16 protein-coding genes are annotated in these 19,147 nt (G+C 33.8%); 10 read left to right on the forward strand and 6 right to left on the reverse strand.

What is annotated here, in order from left to right; genetic code table 11:
- Positions 1 to 81 precede the first annotated feature (81 nt).
- From CLV33_RS14605 to CLV33_RS14620, 4 genes are all read right to left on the reverse strand, one after another.
- Positions 82 to 498 carry a thiol-disulfide oxidoreductase DCC family protein gene (locus tag CLV33_RS14605; protein WP_105474532.1) on the reverse strand — a complete coding sequence of 139 codons (417 nt, stop codon included), beginning with the start codon at positions 496 to 498 and terminating at the stop codon, positions 82 to 84.
- A 70-nt stretch (positions 499 to 568) separates the two neighbouring features.
- Positions 569 to 2,467 (reverse strand): tetratricopeptide repeat protein, encoded by a 1,899-nt coding sequence (locus tag CLV33_RS14610; RefSeq protein ID WP_105474533.1) that lies wholly within the window; start codon positions 2,465 to 2,467, stop codon positions 569 to 571.
- Positions 2,468 to 3,061: 594 nt separating this feature from the next.
- Positions 3,062 to 3,931 (reverse strand): polysaccharide lyase family 7 protein, encoded by an 870-nt coding sequence (locus tag CLV33_RS14615; RefSeq protein WP_105474534.1) that lies wholly within the window; start codon positions 3,929 to 3,931, stop codon positions 3,062 to 3,064.
- Between the two features lie 52 nt (positions 3,932 to 3,983).
- Complete coding sequence (locus CLV33_RS14620) at positions 3,984 to 6,152, reverse strand: endonuclease MutS2 (protein ID WP_105474535.1); 2,169 nt, start codon at positions 6,150 to 6,152, stop codon at positions 3,984 to 3,986.
- 165 nt (positions 6,153 to 6,317) lie between these two features.
- On the opposite strand from CLV33_RS14620, the gene sppA reads away from it, so the two are divergent.
- A complete protein-coding gene (sppA, locus tag CLV33_RS14625) occupies positions 6,318 to 8,081 on the forward strand; it encodes a signal peptide peptidase SppA (protein ID WP_105474536.1) in 1,764 nt (587 codons plus the stop codon).
- Positions 8,082 to 8,177: 96 nt separating this feature from the next.
- Here sppA and CLV33_RS14630 read toward each other — a convergent pair whose 3' ends face one another.
- Positions 8,178 to 9,821: an acyl-CoA carboxylase subunit beta gene (locus CLV33_RS14630; RefSeq protein ID WP_105474537.1), complete on the reverse strand. Its 1,644-nt coding sequence runs from the start codon at positions 9,819 to 9,821 to the stop codon at positions 8,178 to 8,180.
- Positions 9,822 to 9,965: 144 nt separating this feature from the next.
- On the opposite strand from CLV33_RS14630, the gene CLV33_RS14635 reads away from it, so the two are divergent.
- From CLV33_RS14635 to ettA, 7 genes are all read left to right on the forward strand, one after another.
- A complete protein-coding gene (locus CLV33_RS14635; RefSeq protein ID WP_042248416.1) occupies positions 9,966 to 10,322 on the forward strand; it encodes a DoxX family protein in 357 nt (118 codons plus the stop codon).
- Positions 10,323 to 10,364: 42 nt separating this feature from the next.
- Positions 10,365 to 10,895 carry an NADPH-dependent FMN reductase gene (locus tag CLV33_RS14640; protein WP_105474538.1) on the forward strand — a complete coding sequence of 177 codons (531 nt, stop codon included), beginning with the start codon at positions 10,365 to 10,367 and terminating at the stop codon, positions 10,893 to 10,895.
- 33 nt (positions 10,896 to 10,928) lie between these two features.
- Entirely contained in the window at positions 10,929 to 11,366 is a 438-nt protein-coding gene (locus CLV33_RS14645) for a MarR family winged helix-turn-helix transcriptional regulator (RefSeq protein WP_105474539.1), read from the forward strand.
- Positions 11,367 to 11,472: 106 nt separating this feature from the next.
- Complete coding sequence (locus tag CLV33_RS14650) at positions 11,473 to 12,342, forward strand: pirin family protein (protein ID WP_105474540.1); 870 nt, start codon at positions 11,473 to 11,475, stop codon at positions 12,340 to 12,342.
- Positions 12,343 to 12,617: 275 nt separating this feature from the next.
- Positions 12,618 to 13,334: a pirin family protein gene (locus tag CLV33_RS14655; protein ID WP_105474581.1), complete on the forward strand. Its 717-nt coding sequence runs from the start codon at positions 12,618 to 12,620 to the stop codon at positions 13,332 to 13,334.
- Between the two features lie 100 nt (positions 13,335 to 13,434).
- On the forward strand, positions 13,435 to 13,617 hold the full coding sequence (locus CLV33_RS14660; RefSeq protein ID WP_042243884.1) for a CAL67264 family membrane protein: 183 nt from the start codon (positions 13,435 to 13,437) through the stop codon (positions 13,615 to 13,617).
- A gap of 66 nt (positions 13,618 to 13,683) precedes the next feature.
- Positions 13,684 to 15,375 carry an energy-dependent translational throttle protein EttA gene (ettA, locus tag CLV33_RS14665; protein WP_042243882.1) on the forward strand — a complete coding sequence of 564 codons (1,692 nt, stop codon included), beginning with the start codon at positions 13,684 to 13,686 and terminating at the stop codon, positions 15,373 to 15,375.
- Between the two features lie 394 nt (positions 15,376 to 15,769).
- Here ettA and CLV33_RS14675 read toward each other — a convergent pair whose 3' ends face one another.
- Complete coding sequence (locus CLV33_RS14675) at positions 15,770 to 16,009, reverse strand: hypothetical protein (RefSeq protein ID WP_042243878.1); 240 nt, start codon at positions 16,007 to 16,009, stop codon at positions 15,770 to 15,772.
- Between the two features lie 325 nt (positions 16,010 to 16,334).
- On the opposite strand from CLV33_RS14675, the gene CLV33_RS14680 reads away from it, so the two are divergent.
- Positions 16,335 to 17,678: a coiled-coil domain-containing protein gene (locus CLV33_RS14680; RefSeq protein ID WP_105474541.1), complete on the forward strand. Its 1,344-nt coding sequence runs from the start codon at positions 16,335 to 16,337 to the stop codon at positions 17,676 to 17,678.
- Positions 17,679 to 17,926: 248 nt separating this feature from the next.
- Positions 17,927 to 18,991, forward strand: a complete 1,065-nt coding sequence (locus CLV33_RS14685; RefSeq protein WP_105474542.1) for a hypothetical protein — start codon at positions 17,927 to 17,929, stop codon at positions 18,989 to 18,991.
- Positions 18,992 to 19,147 lie beyond the last annotated feature (156 nt).

The raw sequence follows: 19,147 nt of genomic DNA on the forward strand, positions 1-19,147 counted from the left end.
AGTATTACAAAACGTATTATAATAGTCTGCAACCTCTATTGCTGTTTTAAAACCGATACGTTGAATGTGTATTTATAGAATTTAGTCTAAAAACTTATTTTTTAAGTCTGGTGTAGGTATCATACAGGCCTCTTTTTTGCCGTACCATTTATAGCGGTTCTTAGCAATAAAATCGTAAACCCAATTGCGTATAAATGCTGGTACAATTAAAAAGACAGTTAAAATGTTGGTGGGAAAACTTAATTTCGAAGCAATTTTTAAAGCAGCTGTACTTTTACTAAATATTCCTGTTTTTGGATTAAAAAGCAATATAGAATCTACTTTAGCCGTATTGATATTATACGCTTTAATAATTTTTTCACCTATTTTGCTTTGTAGCGGCGCAAACAAGAATTTGTTGTTCTTATCTCGTTTTATTACATATTGTACCGAGGCGTTACACAGGTTGCAAACTCCATCAAATACTATTAAACTTTTACTTTCGGGAATGTGTACCATTTTTTATAGCTCCTGTGTTGGAAAGTACCTGTTTTTAAAAATCTAAATATGTATTGCAAAGATACGAGCTTTATAAATTACTTAAAAACTGATTAAGATCGGTATTCTTATCTAATTCTAGTTTTTTCTTCAATCTGTATTTACCTTTTAATACGCTTTCTGGCAATACATTCATCATAGAGGCTATTTCTTTAGTTGATAAGTTCATTCTTAAAAAAGAGGCTAAACGCATTTCTTTTTCGGTAGCTTCAGGGTATATTTCCTTTATTTTATGATCGAAATTATTATGTACTTCAGAAAAGTAAGATTTAAAAACCTCCCAATCTTTATCTTCGGCACTCTCTTTTTTTAATAACATTACAATGCGCCTAAACTCTACTTTAAAAAGTTCCGGCGATTGTTTTATTTTTTCTAAATTATCCTTTAATTCCTGTATAAATGTATTTTTCTGAACCAAATGGAGGGTTTGTGTGGCAAGTTCCTTTTTCTTAAACTCTATTTCTTGTTTATAAATGGCTTCTTGTTTCTCGCGCTCAATTTTATTTTTTTTCATACGCTGCTTAAAACCAAAATAGAGTAGGACGGATACGGCAATACATGTAAACATACCACCGGCGTAAAGTCCTTTACGCAAATTGCCAATTTCAATATCTTTATTAAGGGTTTTAATTTCCTCTTTTTGTAGTGCAATTTCAGCTTCCTTTTTTTCAGAATCATAAATAGCCTTTAGTTCTGCAATTTGTTGAGATTTTTTAGTGGTGAAAAGGCTATCGTTTATGGTTTGGTAGAGTTTTAAAAACTCTAAAGCATCATTTTTTTTGTTTAAACCTTCTAGTATCGAAGAACGATATTTATACAAATCGGCTAAGTGAGACATGGCGCCTAAAGACTTAGAAACATTTATTGCTTTGTCGTTTTTATTTAGGGCGGATGTATAGTTTTTATTTTGAAAATCAATTTTAGACAAACTATTTAGTACATTAACTAATCCCAGTTTTAAATTTTCTTGTTCAGCAAGTTGTTTAGCTCTTAGCAGGGGGAATTTAGCTTCAGAAAGTTTATTTTGTAAACGTTTAATCTCCCCCAAATTATGTAAAGCATTGCTTAAACCAAGTTTGTCCTGAACTTTTTCTGCATTTAATACCGCAAGATTATAGAATTTTTCAGCAGATTCAAAATCGTTTAAGTTTTGATAAGAAATACCCAGTGAATTATATGTGTACGCCATATAGAAGGTTTCCTCAAAGCGTTCGTAAATCTCTAATGCTTCTTTAAAATATGTGATGGAGGATTTATGATTTTCTAAACCGCTTTCAATATCACCAATTTGTTTTAAAGCATCGGCTTTTCTAGATTCATGGTTAATATCTTCAAAACATTTTAAAGCCTTAAGTGCATATATTAAAGCTGTTTTAAAATTTGCTTTTTCTATGTATATATTAGCTAGCGAATTGTATTGTGCTCCAATAAATTTAGTTTTAGCATCGCCTTCTTTTTCATGTGTTTTTATTAATTCTATATTGTCTTTAGTAATGCTAATGGCTTTATCTAAGTTGCCATTAGTACTTTCTATAGAAGACAATGAATGGTTAACGAAAATTATGCCTCTAGTGCTGTTTGCTTTAGTAAAATAGTTTTTTGCAATTTCGTAGTAATATAAAGCCGAATCGTTTTCAACCCTGTTTGCGTAGTAGTCTGCAATGTGCATGTTTCCAACAGCAATACCTTTGGTGTAATTTATTTTTTTTGAAATGGCTAACTCTTGTTCGGCATATTGTTTTGCTTCTTTTGGTTTTGAAAACATGAGTTTTTCGTGAAGACGTGTTAAAATCATCACTTTTATAGTGTCGTCTAATTTTCTATTAGCAAGCTCGGTTTTTAAACTATCAATAAGTTTGGTGTTTTGGGAAAAACATAAGTAAGGTGTTATAATAAAAACTGCAATGGAAATAATTGTTAACTTTTTCATTTTCAGATATGTTATTAGCTATTGCTAAGTTAATTATTATATCAGTTAGAATTACATAGGGCCATGTTCATAAAAAGGTGTTTGTCCATAGCTTGTCCATAATTTTAGTTTTCATAACAAAATAAGAATTCGTTTAAATATTTAAAAATCAATAAGTTATATTTGTTGTTTTATGTTTTGGTATGGTCTTGTCCTATAGAAAATATTGGTAGTTTTATATAGCTTGTCCATTTTTTGTCCACTAAAAAAATAGATTTTATATAATTTTCGGATTAGCTTTTTGTGTTTTTTTTGTATGTAAAGTATACTACTATGAAAATGCAGTTTTTTAAAATGAAGTAAATAATTACTGAATGGACATAATCATATTTATGCTATTTTGTAATTCAGGACACATTGAAGCATTTATTGAGATTAAAAGAAATTACGCGTTATAGCAATACCAAAAATTAATACATGTTTTTGTTTAAGATCAATTAAGGGAACTCAGAACAATTACTTCTAAAAGCTTAATAATTAGTTGGGAAACTTTAATAAAATAGAAGTAAACACAGGTGTTTTTAGGAGATTTTACAGTTTAAAGTAATAGTCTTTTTAATTGTGTTTTGTAACAACTTTGTATAAGGTAACTTGTGCAGCTTTTTCATAATCGTCGTGCCAACCAAAATAGTTACCTGTTTTAAAGTAGTTTTCATGTACATAACCATTGCCTACATAATCGTAAACTAAGGTATAATCTATATTAATGTTTTTAGCTTCACATACTAAGCCATAATAAAATTTACCATTTTCAATTTTAATTTTAAAGGTAAAAATTTCGTTGCCAACATCTGCGATATCTATTTTGTCATCAAAAGCACTAGTCCAAGGTTTACCAGCATCGGGTTTTGTATAATAATCTATTTGAATGGTACCGCTGTTCCATCTAATTTTAATTGTTGCAGGAGACCCATCTATACCTGGAGATTCTTTGCCATGTATTTGTGCCACTATGGTTCTGCCATTACCTTCAACAAAATCAACCTTTAAAGTTGTTTCTAAGATATGTGTACCAGAAGCCATAGACCAATTATCGGTGGTAGATTGAACACCTCTCCAAAATTCGCGTAATTCAGTACGGCAATATTTGCCACCTAATTGAGACAGACCAGATGTAGTAAAGCCCGTAAATTTGGTATACATGGTATAGCTACCATCGTTGTTTTTATAAAAATATTTTGAAGCTTGTTCGCTTAAATTATTGTTTACAATGTCCTGGTAAAAAATTGATGTGGCACTACCATCACCTCTATCTAAAGGCACAGATAAGTACCAATTTTGCCATACAATGTTAGGTTTTTCTTTTGGCGTTTCTTCCTCTTCCATTTCCGCTTCTTCTTCAAGTATAGGAGCATCTGAAGTGGAGCTGCAAGTGGAAAAAAGAATAAAACAACCTATGAACAATATATACCAACTATTTTTCATCCTATTTTTTTTGTAAAGATAACCAAAAATTGGTTAACCAATTTTAATTAGGTTATTTTTTAGCTTCTACAAGCTCTAATAAATCTAACGATACGTTGGTGGTAAACATGCCGTAATTAACATTGGCTTTGTTCTTTTCTATACTGTCTATACTGCCAATGGCTCTACCATCGTGCATACGTACACGGTCTCCAACTTTTAAAACAGGTTTAGGTGGTACAGGTTTGTCTTTTTCCTTTTGTTTGGCCGCTTTTTTCTTTTTTCTTATAACTTCTACTTTTTTTTCGGCTTCCTTTTTTACTTGAAGTTCTTTGGCTTTTTGTGCGCGTTTTTGTTTTGCGGATATTTTTTTTCGTTTAGAATTTTCAATTTGTACCAATTTGAATAATTCTGACATTAGCTCACGTTTTTGCTTATTTTCAAAGTATTTTTCGGCGATGTCGTTTACTTTTTGCCCTAGATAAATTAAGCGTTGGTTACTATCGTACAATTCTTGGTAGCTCTCTAATTTCTTTTGGACTTTAGCGTTTATTTCCTCTAGTTTATCAGCCTCTTCACTTTTCTTTTTTTCGTTTTGTTTAAGCGATTGCCCAGTTTTTTCTAATCGAGACCGCTCTTTTTGGAGTTTTGCAATTGTTGCATCAAACCGTACTTTACTACGTTCAATTTTCTTTTTGGCACGATTAATTAAGGAATATGGTATGCCGTTTTTTTGTGCCACTTCAAAGGTAAAACTACTACCGGCTTGCCCTACCACTAGTTTAAACATGGGTTCAAGCGTACGTTCGTTAAACAGCATGTTGGCATTAATCATATGCGGCAATTCTGTAGCTAATATTTTTAGATTAGAATAGTGTGTGGTAATAATACCAAACGCTTCACGATGGTAAAATTCCTCTAAAAAGGTTTCGGCTAAAGCGCCACCCAATTCAGGGTCGCTACCTGTGCCAAATTCATCAATTAAAAACAGCGTATTTTTGTTACATTTCCTAAGAAAATAATTCATCTGTTTTAATCGGTAACTATAGGTGCTTAAGTGGTTTTCAATAGATTGGTTATCGCCAATATCACTCAAAATCCTATCGAATAGGCACGCTTTACTACGTTCGTGCACGGGTATTAGCATACCGCTTTGTAGCATTACTTGTAATAGCCCTACTGTTTTTAAAGTGATGCTTTTTCCACCTGCATTTGGTCCGGAAATCACAATAATTCTGCTATCCTTTTTTAGGGATAAGGTTTGCGGAAATGTTTTCTCTTTCTTTTCTAAGTTGTTTAAATAGAGTAGTGGGTGGTATGCATCCCGTAGGTACATGGTTTTATCATCTGTAATTTCTGGAAGTATGGCATTCATGGATTTACCATATTTTGCTTTTGCAGATATTACATCAATATCAATTAAAAAACTTTGATAGTCTTTTAAGAGTGATAGAAACGGACGCATAAAGTCGGTTACTTCTTTTAATATGCGTACTACTTCCTCTTTTTCTTCGTATTCTAAATTATTAAGTTCCCTGGTATATTGTAACGTTGTTTCTGGCTCAATATATACAATACTTCCTGTTTTGCTACCGCCCATAATGGCACCTTTTACTTTTCGGCGGTACATGGCTTTTACGGCCAAAACACGACGATTATCAACCACAGACTCTCTAATATCATCTAAATATTCAAGGTTGTGATATGTGTTTAGTGCAGACGCAAAACTTTGGTTTATCTTACCTTTTACCTTGTTAATGGACTGCCGTAAATCAAACAGTGTATTAGAGGCATTATCTTTTATATCACCAAAACGATCAACTATGGCATCTACTTTTTCAATTAGTACTTTGGTAACTTCAATATGCGAAGCAAATTCATTTAAAGTAGTGTAGTATTCTTCAAACTTCTTTAAAAATGTTACAATGGTATTTACCGTAAGCGACATGGCTACAATTTTCTTTAAACCATGAACTTCTAAAAACGTATTTTCGATATTTAAAAGTTGTATTTCTTTAGAAATGGTATCGAAACCATGATTTGGTATGCGATTGTCGTTGTAAAAAGACGACACATATTCGTTGGTAAGTTGTAACGCAAATTCTAAATCTTCTCTGGTTTTATAGGGTGTAATTTTAAGAGCAGCAGCATTACCCAAAGGTGTTATGCACAATTCGCTAATTTGCTGTAAAACTGTTTGAAACTCTAAATCCTGTAATGTCTTTTCGTGAATGTGTATCATTCGTGTATTAACCATCAAAAAATGAAAATGCAAAGTTATGAATTCTTTACGGCAACTTTTCCTAGATTTGCACAATTCAAAATAAATTAAAAAAAGTTCTGAAAATATAATGTTATGCTGTAACATTTTATCAGTTTTTAGACTAATGCGTAAAAAATATACAAGATGAATTTTATTAAGAGAGTATTGTCTACAGTTGTAGGTATTATAGTGTTTTTAGGACTTTGTTTTTTAGGTCTAATAGTTGTTGGAGCATTATTTGGAGGGGCTTCAGAAGATGTGGTTCAAGTAAAGCCAAACTCGGTTTTAGATTTAAAACTAGATTTCCCAATTAATGATTATGCGGGTAAAACCATATACAAGGAATATCCTTTTTTGAATGAAGATGATAAAAATGGTTTGTTTAATTTGGTTGATGCCATAAAATATGCAAAAACCGACGATAAGATAAAAGGTATTTCTATTGATAATAATTTTATTGTTGCGGGCATTACGCAAACCAAAACCTTACGGGATGCCTTGATAGATTTTAAAACATCGGGGAAATTTATAGTGTCTTATGCCGATATTTACACGCAAAAAGATTATTATTTAAGTTCTGTTGCCGATACCATATACATTAACCCTGTTGGAATGATGGAGTTTAAAGGGTTGTATACCGAAAGGCTGTATTTTAAAGATTTTCAGGAAAAATCCGGAATAAAAATGGAGGTGGTACGCCACGGTAAATACAAAAGTGCAGTAGAGCCATTTTTAGAAAACGAAATGAGCGATAATAACCGTGAACAAATTTCGGTATACTTAAACGGGCTTTGGTCTGAAATGAAAAAAGAAGTATCTGAAGCCAGAAATATATCGGTAGCGCAGCTAGATGTTATTGCAGATAGTTTATTGGCCAGAACACCACAATTGGCATTAAAATCTAACTTAATAGATAAAATTGCGTATTATGATGAATACGTTAATGGCCTAAAAAATGCTGTTGGAATTAGTGCCGATAAAAGTTTAAAAACCATAGCTATAGAAGATTATGCAAAACATGTAGCTCCTAAATTAAGTGCAAAATCTAGCGAAAATAGAATAGCAGTAATATATGCTGAAGGCGATATTATGTATGGCGAAGGGCAGCAAGGTATAGTTGGTCATGTTACCTTAAACGAATCTATTAAAAATGCTAGAGATGACGATCGTATAAAAGCTATTGTGTTGCGTGTTAATTCTCCCGGAGGTAGCGCCTTAGCCAGCGAATTAATTTGGAGAGAAATAGAGCTCACTAAAAAAATAAAACCCGTTATTGTGTCTATGGGAGACCTAGCAGCATCTGGTGGTTATTATATAGCAACCAATGCCGATAAAATTATTGCAGAACCTACAACAATTACAGGAAGTATAGGTGTTTTTGGAACTTTGCCAAACTTTAAAAACTTAGCAGATAATATGGGTATAAATGCTGAACAGGTAGCTACAAATGCCAATGCCGTAACCTATAGTATATTTGAGCCTTTAAATGAAAGCCAGTATAAATATATTGAAGAAGGTATTATAGATGTTTATGGCTTATTTACTAAGCGAGTAGCCGAAGGACGCAATTTAACTGCGGAAGAAGTTGAAGAAATTGCCCAAGGTAGAGTTTGGACAGGTAATGATGCGTTACAAAGAGGTTTGGTTGATGAATTGGGAGGACTAGACGTAGCACTTAAATATGCCGCAGAAGCAGCAGAGATTGATGACTACAAACTTAAAGAATTTCCTGTATTTGAAAAGAACTTGGACGAAATGCTAGAAACTTTTGGATTAGCAAAAGCCAAAGAACAAATTTTAGCCGAAGAGCTTGGTGAAGAAAACTACAAACTCATTAAAGAAGTAAAACGTTTATCTCAGAAAAAAGGTGTACAGTTGTTATTTCCTTTTAGTACGGATATAAAGTAACTATTTCCTGAGAAGGCAGGAATCTCAAAATAAACCAAAAGAGGCTTTGATTGAAGAAGCCTCTTTTTTTTTATTAGTAAGTTCATATTAAAAATATTAAACCTGCAAAACTCCCAAATTAAAAGGTTTTTCAATAGGAGCGTGGTTAGCTGCTTCAATTCCCATAGATATCCAAGTTCTTGTGTCTAACGGATTTATAACGGCATCTGTCCAAATTCTTGCAGCAGCATAATATGGCGATACTTGGTTATCATAGCGGTCTTTTATTTTATTGAAAAGTGCTTTTTCTTTTTCAGGAGTAATTTTTTCTCCTTGTTTTTCTAGAGATGCTTTTTCTATTTGCAATAAAACTTTGGCAGCAGAATTTCCACTCATTACGGCAAGTTCTGCACTAGGCCATGCAAAAATCAATCGTGGGTCATAAGCTTTCCCACACATGGCGTAATTACCTGCACCATAACTATTGCCAATAATTACGGTGAATTTTGGTACTACAGAGTTACTTACGGCATTTACCATTTTAGCACCATCTTTTATGATGCCAGAATGTTCGCTTTTACTGCCTACCATAAAGCCTGTAACATCTTGTAAAAATACCAAAGGGATTTTCTTTTGGTTACAATTGGCAATAAATCGAGTGGCTTTGTCTGCAGAGTCATTATAAATTACACCACCAAACTGCATTTCAGTCGGTTTGGTTTTAGAGCCTGTTGTTTTTACAATCTGGCGCTGATTTGCTACAATACCAACTGCCCAACCATCAATGCGTGCATAACAAGTAATAATGGTTTGTCCGTACCCCGCTTTATATTCTTCATATTCAGAATTATCAACCAGACGTTTAATAATCTCATACATATCATATTGATCGGCGCGACTTTTTGGAATAATACCAAAAATATCTTCAGGATTTTCTTTTGGGTTTATTGCTTCAATTCTATTAAAACCTGCCTTGTCGTAATCGCCTATTTTGTCTACGATGTTTCTTATTTTATCTAAAGCATCTTTATCGTCTTTAGCCTTGTAGTCGGTTACACCAGAAATCTCACAATGTGTAGTTGCGCCTCCTAAAGTTTCATTATCAATACTTTCACCAATAGCGGCTTTAACCAGATAGCTTCCTGCCAAAAAAATACTTCCCGTTTTATCTACAATTAACGCTTCGTCACTCATAATAGGGAGGTAGGCACCACCAGCAACACAGCTTCCCATAACAGCGGCAATTTGAGTAATACCCATACTGCTCATTATAGCGTTGTTTCTAAATATGCGCCCAAAATGTTCCTTATCTGGAAAAATTTCGTCCTGCATTGGTAAATAAACACCAGCAGAATCTACTAAATAGATAATAGGCAGGCGGTTTTCTATAGCTATTTCTTGGGCACGTAGGTTCTTTTTTCCAGTAATGGGAAACCATGCACCTGCTTTAACTGTAGCATCATTTGCAACAACAATACACTGCTTACCTTTTATATAGCCTATCTTTACAACAACACCTCCAGATGGGCATCCACCGTGTTCGGCATACATTTCTTCTCCAGCAAAAGCTCCAATTTCAATACATTTAGATTTGTCGTCCAATAAATAGTCAATACGTTCCCTAGCGGTGAGTTTGCCTTTGCTATGTAGTTTTTCAATACGCGATTTTCCACCGCCTAAGCTTACTTTAGCTAAGCGTCTATTAAGTTCAGAAACTAGAAGTTTATTATGATCTTCATTCTTGTTGAAGTTGATGTCCATTGTCAAAATTATTTATACACGAATTTACAAAACCATTTTAGTATAAAAAGTGAATAATTTATTAAAATAATTTACATGGAAATATATTCCTTGGAATATAAATATTTTTATCGTAGTTTTGTAATCTAATTAATTATGGAAAACATGAAAACAAATAAAATTATCTATTACATTGCAACAGCCATACTTACAGCTGTAATGCTATTTTCGGTAAGTATGTATTTTTTAAAGCACGATATGATAAAAGGTGCTTTTGAAAGTTTTGGTTATCCCACATACATTATTTATCCTTATGCGGTGGTAAAACTTTTAGGGTTGGTAGTATTGTGGCTGCCAGGGTTTAAAGTATTAAAGGAATGGGCGTACGCTGGATTCTTTTATGCTTTTGTTTTAGCATTTTTTGCGCATTATATGATTAGTGATGGGCAACAAGGTACTGCGGTTATAGCTCTAGTTGCATTAATGGTATCGTATGTTTTTTATAAAAGAATAAACAAGTAAAAATATTGAAACGAAGAAGTTAAAAAATTAAAAAAAAATTAAATGAAAAAAATAATTGCATTTGCAGGAAGTAATAGTAAAGCGTCTATAAACAAAGAATTAGCCGTTTATGCTTCTAGTTTAATTGATGGTGTAGCAGTGGAAATTCTGGATTTAAATGATTTTAACCTGCCACTTTATAGCATAGACTTAGAAACCGAAAATGGAATTCCAGACGAAGCACACCGATTTTTAAATATAATAAAAGCATCAGATGGTGTAGTGCTTTCCTTAGCAGAACATAATGGTGCGTATGCAACTGTTTTTAAGAATTTATTTGATTGGATGACCAGAATAGAAGGTAAAACATTTTTTGGGAAACCTATGTTGTTAATGGCAACCTCCCCGGGCGCTAGAGGAGGAGCTTCGGTTTTAAGTATTGCTCAAGACCGTTTTCCAAGACACAACGCCAATATTGTTGAGGTATTTAGTCTGCCATCGTTTAGCGATAATTTCTCAGGTGGAAAAATTGTTAATTCTGAATTAGATGAAGAATTAAAAGCAAAGGTTGGAACTTTTAAATTAAACTTATAATCGTTTATTACGACTGAAAACTGATTACTGAAGATGGGAGATTTATCAAAAGACATCAACTCAACATTTGTAAACAATAGGGTGAAAGCTTTATTGAATATTATTTACACCTCAAATTGGATAATGAGCTACCAAAACGAATTTTTTAAGTCATATGGTATCTCTCCCCAACAGTACAATATTTTAAGAATTTTAAAAGGTGCAAACAAACCATTAAATGTTCAAACAATTAAAGATAGAATGATAGAGCGTTCTCCTAACGCAACACGTTTAATGGATAAGTTGTGTGCAAAACAATTTATACAACGATGTCCTTCAGAACATGATAGGCGAGTGGTTAAAATTGTTATTACAGAAGAAGGTAAAGCTTTTTTAGAGTCTATACCAGAAGATTTTAATAAGGAGCTACTAAAAAATTTAAGCGAAGAAGAAGCAGAACAATTAAGCAATTTGCTAGATAAAATGCGATGATAGAGGTGTTTTTTTAATCAATTACTTTCCATGGAAGATAAAACCTAACAGTTTAAAAAAACAATATTTTCCTTACACAAGGAAATGAAAAAAATGTAAAATAATTATGAAAATAAATACAATAAAAAAAGTAGGTAGAAGTGATTTTGTTAATATGGGGCCAATACAATTGCGGCAACCCTTGCCAACAAGAACGATTGATACTATAGATCCATTTATATTATTACACCATTACGGTCCTTATGAGATTTCAGAGCAGAATAATCCGTTTGATTTAGGACCACATCCACATCGTGGATTTGAACCTATAACCTTTTTACTGCAAGGCGAACAGTTACATAGGGATTCGCTTGGAAATGAAAGTGTGGTTAAGGCTGGCGATGTGCAATGGACAACAGCTGGTAGAGGTATTATTCATGCTGAAGCTCCAACAAAGGCGTTTGTAAAAAAAAGGGGTGCTTTAGAAGGGGTTCAGTTATGGTTGAATTTGCCAGCGGAAAAGAAAATGATTGAAGCTAACTATCAGCACGTAGCAAACGAACATTTTAGAACGGTTATTTCAAATGATAAGAACGTAAGCATACAAATAATTGCCGGTGAGTTAGAAGGCGTTTATGGTCGTATTAAAACCCAAACTCCTGTAAATGCATTTATGATTTCTGTTGAAGCCGGTGGAGATTATAAAATTGAAGTTCCTAAATCACATCAATCCGCAGTGTATTTGTTAAAAGGAGAGGTAACGGTTAATAATTTAGAAACTTTAAAGCTGAATGAAAATCAATTGATCCAGTTTAATCAAGATGGTGATGGGTTTTCTATTCAGGGCAAAGCAACTAGTAAATTGTTATTTCTTTCAGGAGAACCATTTAATGAGCCTGTAACCACATATGGCCCTTATGTAATGAATACACAAACCGAAATTATGGAGGCTATGCGTGATTATCAAATGGGAAAAATGGGGTTTTTAACTCCCTGAAAAGCCCCTTATCCCCAAAAGGGGAATTAAAGATAGAGTTTTACTGCAAGGTTTTTAAAACCTTGTAGGTCTTATTTAAGAAATGAATTTTGTAGAAAAAATAAAGGCTAATGAATTTAATGGTATTGGCAGATAGGTGCGCTAAGGATTGCAGTGGAAAGCCCACAGCGTAGCGAGGACTTGTAACGAAAAGCCTGACCTGCAGGGGAGCGCCCAAAAAAAAATGAATTTAAAATAATATTTCCTTCTTCAAGACAATGAAAAAAACAAAAATTATGAAAACAATAATTCACAAAGCAGATACAAGAGGTTTTGCCAATCATGGTTGGTTGAAATCCCACCATACATTTAGTTTTGCCGGCTACCGGAACCCAGAACGTATGAATTTTGGAATGCTACGCGTACTAAATGACGATGTAGTACAGCCTAAAATGGGTTTTGGAACACATCCGCACCAGAATATGGAAATTATTTCCATTCCGCTAAAAGGCGCTTTGTCTCATAAGGATAGTATGGGTAACAAGCGTGCGATTGAAGTTGGCGAAGTGCAAGTAATGAGTGCAGGTACGGGACTTACACATTCTGAATTTAATGACAGCCAAACAGATGAGGTAAATTTTTTACAACTTTGGATTATCCCTGAGAAAACGGGTGTTGAACCAAATTATGAGCAACGTAAGTTTAACGCTTCTAAGCGTAAAAATAAGTTGCAAACTGTTGTGGCGCCAAAGGATAAATTAGAAGGTGATGCATTACCAATTAGTCAGCAGGCATATATTTATAGAACATATTTAGAAGCGGACAACACTGTAGCATTAACACCCAAAAGTACTGATAATGGTTTTTATATTTTCCTTGTTGATGGTAGTATTGAAGTTTCAGGGAATAATTTAACTAAAAGAGATGCTATTGGTATTTGGGATACTGATAATTTTGAAGTAAAAGCGCATGAAAGCGCAGAAGTAATAATAATTGAAGTACCTATGAACTAATTAGTTTTATGGATTAATAGCGAAAAAGCACCTTTAATAGGGTGCTTTTTTTATTTAAAATACGATATTTGCTATCCACTAACTAATAAAAGAAAAGATTATGGCGATGAATAAAAATACAGTACTAGCTTGGGCAACAATTTTAATGATAATTATGGGTGTTGTATTAATTTTAATGGGTGCATACAGATACGACGATGTTGCTGGTTGGGGCTTTGCCACCGTTGGTATTGGTTTTTTTGCAATAGCATGGGTGTTTAATGCCTTAAAAGGAAGAGTTTAAAACAGCTTGTAGTGTTTTTACTGGCTTAAAAATTTCACAATAATTTTAATAACTATCAACTAAAATATGAGTGACGATAAAAAAATAATTTTCTCAATGTCTGGTGTAACCAAGACATTTCCAAGTGCTAACACACCGGTTTTAAAAAACATATACTTAAGTTTTTTTTACGGAGCTAAAATTGGAATTTTAGGTCTTAACGGTTCTGGTAAATCTACCTTATTAAAGATAATTGCAGGGGTTGATAAGAATTACCAAGGCGACGTGGTATTTTCTCAAGACTATTCTGTTGGATATCTAGAGCAAGAGCCTCAACTAGATGAAGACAAAACCGTAATGGAAGTGGTACGAGAAGGTGCTGCGGCAACCGTTGCTATTCTAGATGAGTACAACAAAATTAATGATCAGTTTGGTTTAGAGGAAGTTTATAGCAATCCAGATAAAATGGAAAAGCTTATGAACCGCCAAGCAGAATTGCAAGACCAAATAGATGCTGCAAATGCTTGGGAGTTAGATACCAAACTAGAGATTGCTATGGATGCCTTACGAACGCCCGAAGGTGATAAGAAAATTAGTGTATTGTCTGGTGGAGAGCGTCGTCGTGTAGCTTTATGTAGATTATTACTACAAGAGCCAGACGTATTACTTTTAGATGAGCCTACTAACCACTTAGATGCAGAATCTGTACATTGGTTGGAGCATCATTTAGCGCAATATAAGGGCACTGTAATAGCTGTAACGCACGATAGATATTTTTTGGATAATGTTGCAGGTTGGATTTTAGAGTTAGACAGAGGTGAAGGCATTCCTTGGAAAGGAAATTATTCGTCCTGGTTAGACCAGAAATCTAAGCGTATGGCGCAAGAAGGTAAAGCAGCTTCCAAACGACAAAAAACTTTAGAACGCGAGCTAGAATGGGTACGCCAAGGCGCTAAAGGTCGCCAAACCAAACAAAAGGCACGCTTAAAGAACTACGATAAGTTAATGAGCCAAGACCAAAAACAGCTTGATGAAAAACTTGAAATTTATATTCCAAATGGGCCACGTTTGGGAACAAATGTGATTGAAGCTAAAGGTGTTGCCAAAGGTTATGGCGATAAATTATTGTATGATAATTTAAACTTTAATTTACCCCAAGCCGGTATTGTAGGCATTATTGGGCCTAATGGTGCTGGTAAAACTACAATTTTTAGAATGATAATGGGGGAAGAAACGCCGGATAAAGGTGAGTTTATTGTTGGTGACACGGCAAAATTAGCTTACGTAGATCAAAAACATTCTAATATAGACCCAGAAAAGACCATTTGGCAAAACTTTAGTGATGAGCAAGAGCTGGTGATGATGGGAGGAAAGCAAGTAAACTCTAGAGCATACTTAAGTAGATTTAATTTTTCAGGCAGTGAACAAAACAAAAAGGTAAAACTATTATCTGGAGGAGAACGTAACCGTTTACATTTGGCTATGACGCTTAAAGAAGAAGGTAATGTATTGCTTTTAGATGAGCCCACTAACGATCTAGATGTGAACACATTGCGAGCACTAGAAGAAGGTTTAGAAAACTTTGCAGGATGTGCTGTTGTAATTAGTCACGACCGTTGGTTCTTAGATAGGATATGTACACATATTTTAGCTTTTGAAGGCGATTCCCAAGTGTATTTTTTTGAAGGAAGTTTTTCCGATTATGAAGAAAATAAAAAGAAACGACTGGGAGGTGATTTAATGCCTAAGCGAATCAAGTATAAGAAATTAGTAAGATAATAATCGATTTAATTGATATAAAAAAAGCCTGCTTTAGCAGGTTTTTTTATTGTTTCAACTTCAATTTTTTTTCTAAATAAATAATTCTCTTTTTCTGTTTATATACTTCAAATAGGCTTATTGTTAATAATATTAAAATTGTAACAAAACCAATAGATAAAATACTTATTATGGTACTTAAATCATTAAGTTTTTCTGCCTCTTGAATATTTAATAGCAATGTATTCATTACATTTAATTTTAGTTGTCTTAATATAATTGTAAGTGATTATGGGGTAGCTTGAAATTGTAAATTGAATAAAAATACAAATGATGTATTGAAAAAAATTAATGGTTACTGTATAAATAGTAGTAGAATAAGTAAAATATTATAAATAAAAGAAACGTAGGCTTCTTATTTATTATCGTACAAATGACCATCTCTAAAATCCTTGTAGGCTTTATTGTCATCATCACTTTGTAAAGAGCCCGATTTTGCTAACTGGTCATTTTCCCTCTTAAGAATATAAGACTTTCTTACACCTAATATCAAAAGCACTAAAAAGAATACGACCACTATGGATAAAATGGTCACAATTTGGCTCTGACTTATTAATAAGGGGATGGTACTCGGATTTATGTTTAAGAGAAACATGAACTAATAGATTTGGGTTAATAGCTTTACAAATATAAACCTTTTTTAAAACTAAACCCTTAAAAATGAATATAATAATGTAATATTTATTAACATATGTTTATAAAAAAGTCTTATTATACCATATAATTCAATGGTTTTCAATTACTTTGTTTGAAGTAATATCTTACTTAGAACCATTGTAAAAATGATTTTTAGAATTGGTTTGTAACAATTACTCTAAAAAATATACCAATAATTTAAAGTCAATTAAATTTTAAAACTCAGCTTTTTTAACGAAATTGCTTATTCTTAAAAACGTTCAACTTTAAACACAACACTTACCATGTCTGATGATTTTGATTTATTAGAAACCAATTCTAACGAAAAAACCGAAAAAGTAGATGTCAACTGGGGGAAAGCCATAGACACTATGAAATCTAAACTTTCTCAGGAAGACGACCCCGAGGTACGTCAAAAAATACTAAATGCTACTTTGGATGACGTGGTACACATGGCGGAAAAAGATAGAACTACACTTTTAGATGCCATTAAAGACTTAACAGATTATCAAGATGAGGTAGGTATTTTATTCGAAAAGTTTTCATCACTTAATGCTACCGAACAAAAAGTAATAGACGATGCCCAAAATGCACTAGAGCGCGCAAAGATAGAATTAGAAGATGCAAAAAATAAGCCGGATACATGGTGGAATAACCTATGGGGACGAAAAAGCAAAATAAAAAGTGCAGAAGATGCGCTTAAAGTTGCCGAAAAAACAAGAGCAGCCGCCGATAATAAAGCTAAAGCCATGTTTCAAGAGCGTATTGAAAGTGCCGATGTACAAACACTTTTAAAAGAACTGTCTTACAAATCTCAAGCAGCTGTAACACGTTTAAAAAATCGCGAAATAGAAATAAAGGAAGTAGAAGATAAGTTGCAAGACGCCATTGTTGAAGCCACAAAAAACCATACAAAAGCACTTGAAAAGAAAAAAGAGGTTGAAACAAAACTTGAAGAGCAGTATGCACTTTTAAAACAAGCACGTCAAGAAATTGAGGATATAGCAGATAAGCAATCTGCTGAATACGCACAGGCAGTAGGTAAAGTTACAACTTTAGAACAAAAGGTAGAAGAGTTAGAAGGTTTAAAAAATGCTTATACAACCCTTGCAGCTAGTAAAGATAGTTTTGTGCATAAGCATAATTTAACAATAAAGGTATTAACCTCTTTGAGGAGTAATTTACAAACACATCGTGCTAAGCTTAAAAGTGATACCGAAGAGCGTTTAAAATATTACGATGGCTATATAGTGGCGCTTAAGGCACGTACAGACCAAGAGTTTGCTGCCATTTTAGAGCATTTAGGCGTAAAAACCGATGAGCATATTGGTGAGACGCTTGCTGCAATGCATACAGCTAGTGCCAAGGCACGTCAAGATATGATGGATAATATTCCTGTTCACGAAAAGGTAATGCAAGGTGTGTATAGTAGTTATGCCGAGGCCTTACAGGAAATTCGTGAGAAAGATATAGACATTCAAAAGAATTTTGCAGAGCGTTATGGTATCGATATGAAGGAAATTTTTGAAGAGTACTACAAGGCCGATACAAATACACCTTCGGGAGGTGATGGGGAACCCGTAGGCGAGCCAAAGCCAAAAGCTAGTAACGACGATTTGTTAAGTTAACACGTCACTTCGAGTGATTTGTGAGGAACAAACAAATTGTACCGAGAAGAGGGCGTTACCCGGCTTTAAGGCGGGGTCAGGCTTTCGGCAGTCGCTCTCTGTGAGGAGCTTCAATCCCGCAAGTGTGGGCTAATCCAATGGTCGCTTCATAATATATTAATTGGTGAAAATACGTGAAATTCGTGTCAAAAAACCTCTGTAAAACTCAGTGATTCTCTGTGGATCTCCGTGTAACAATTATCAAAAAAATGTCAATTAACCAAATAGTAACCCCTTTAGATTCCGCAATTTTAGATTCCAAAGCACATTATACTTTTTATCATAAAATGGTAGACTTTGTATTTAAGGAGCTAGTAGTCGCGGTACAAAGAGAACACATATGTAACGATGCCGAAGTAGCAATGTTTAAGCAGTATTGCGATTTGTTGTTGTATTCTATCGAGGCTATGCGCATTAAATATATGTATGACGATGAGGATAATATGAAGGTGGATTTAACCGAATCGGGCTTTCCAAACTATTTAGAGTTTCGGTATTTATTTAATGATTTAGAGCTTCGCGACGATTACTTGAGCAAATTAACGCCAATTTCAACCTTAAAAGAAGAGTTTTTAGATACATTGATGCGAAAAAAACAGCATGTAAAGAAAAGCAGGTTGTTTCAAGCTGCTTCTATAGTGTATTACACTTCGGTAAACAAAAAATACATTTTTAATCGTTTTGTGCAGGGTAGAATTGTGAATGCCCCAGAGGGTATTGATGCCAACTATATGACGAGCTGGAGCTTTTACGATGTTGTCCTAAACAGGCCGTTTATATGCTTTATGTATTTTAATTATAGTGGCTCTAATGTGCAAGATGTTAAACAGGATATATACGACGTTTTAAAACATGCTGCAGATCGCAAAATGGCCTTAGATACCATGGCGTACGGTATTGATAAAAAATTATTAAAGGTAGCACCAAAGTTAGTTAAACGTATAGATTTAGGCCCTCTGCACAATATGTTTACTAAAGATGAAAACACAATTACACATACCATTTTAGAAGCGATTAGTAAAAAGACTATTCCGTTGGAATCTTATGCGGTATCGTTAAAAGTAACTGAAGTAGCCTCTAAGAGCGAATTTAAGGAAGGTAGTTTTTTTAATAAGCAAATATTACAGCGTTGGGGTGATGTATTTCAGCAAAAATATGTGTTGGCGCCACATCGTGTCATTCAATTATTATATAACAAAACTCCCGAAGTAATGAATGGGCTCGATAAACCACCTATTGAGATTGCTGGGGTGGAAATTGAGTTAGATAAGTAGGCAGTTGGCAGTATTCAGTCGGCAGTAGGCAGTCAGCAGTATTCAGTCGGCAGTTAACTAGATAGTAAGTAATAAGTGTTATTGAAATAAGAGATAGAATTAATTAATAATCAAGAAAAATTATGTTTTTAGGTTGGGCGAATGACTGCCTACTGG

Origin of the sequence: Jejuia pallidilutea (genome assembly GCF_002973595.1) — a bacterium.
Classification (GTDB): domain Bacteria; phylum Bacteroidota; class Bacteroidia; order Flavobacteriales; family Flavobacteriaceae; genus Jejuia; species Jejuia pallidilutea.

Bases quoted from the DNA above. Each gene is read 5' to 3' on its own strand.
- CLV33_RS14605 (WP_105474532.1), bottom strand. From the start codon at position 498: ATGGTACACATTCCCGAAAGTAAAAGTTTAATAGTATTTGATGGAGTT.
- CLV33_RS14610 (WP_105474533.1), bottom strand. From the start codon at position 2,467: ATGAAAAAGTTAACAATTATTTCCATTGCAGTTTTTATTATAACACCT.
- CLV33_RS14615 (WP_105474534.1), bottom strand. From the start codon at position 3,931: ATGAAAAATAGTTGGTATATATTGTTCATAGGTTGTTTTATTCTTTTT.
- CLV33_RS14620 (WP_105474535.1), bottom strand. From the start codon at position 6,152: ATGATACACATTCACGAAAAGACATTACAGGATTTAGAGTTTCAAACA.
- sppA (WP_105474536.1), top strand. From the start codon at position 6,318: ATGAATTTTATTAAGAGAGTATTGTCTACAGTTGTAGGTATTATAGTG.
- CLV33_RS14630 (WP_105474537.1), bottom strand. From the start codon at position 9,821: ATGGACATCAACTTCAACAAGAATGAAGATCATAATAAACTTCTAGTT.
- CLV33_RS14635 (WP_042248416.1), top strand. From the start codon at position 9,966: ATGAAAACAAATAAAATTATCTATTACATTGCAACAGCCATACTTACA.
- CLV33_RS14640 (WP_105474538.1), top strand. From the start codon at position 10,365: ATGAAAAAAATAATTGCATTTGCAGGAAGTAATAGTAAAGCGTCTATA.
- CLV33_RS14645 (WP_105474539.1), top strand. From the start codon at position 10,929: ATGGGAGATTTATCAAAAGACATCAACTCAACATTTGTAAACAATAGG.
- CLV33_RS14650 (WP_105474540.1), top strand. From the start codon at position 11,473: ATGAAAATAAATACAATAAAAAAAGTAGGTAGAAGTGATTTTGTTAAT.
- CLV33_RS14655 (WP_105474581.1), top strand. From the start codon at position 12,618: ATGAAAACAATAATTCACAAAGCAGATACAAGAGGTTTTGCCAATCAT.
- CLV33_RS14660 (WP_042243884.1), top strand. From the start codon at position 13,435: ATGGCGATGAATAAAAATACAGTACTAGCTTGGGCAACAATTTTAATG.
- ettA (WP_042243882.1), top strand. From the start codon at position 13,684: ATGAGTGACGATAAAAAAATAATTTTCTCAATGTCTGGTGTAACCAAG.
- CLV33_RS14675 (WP_042243878.1), bottom strand. From the start codon at position 16,009: ATGTTTCTCTTAAACATAAATCCGAGTACCATCCCCTTATTAATAAGT.
- CLV33_RS14680 (WP_105474541.1), top strand. From the start codon at position 16,335: ATGTCTGATGATTTTGATTTATTAGAAACCAATTCTAACGAAAAAACC.
- CLV33_RS14685 (WP_105474542.1), top strand. From the start codon at position 17,927: ATGTCAATTAACCAAATAGTAACCCCTTTAGATTCCGCAATTTTAGAT.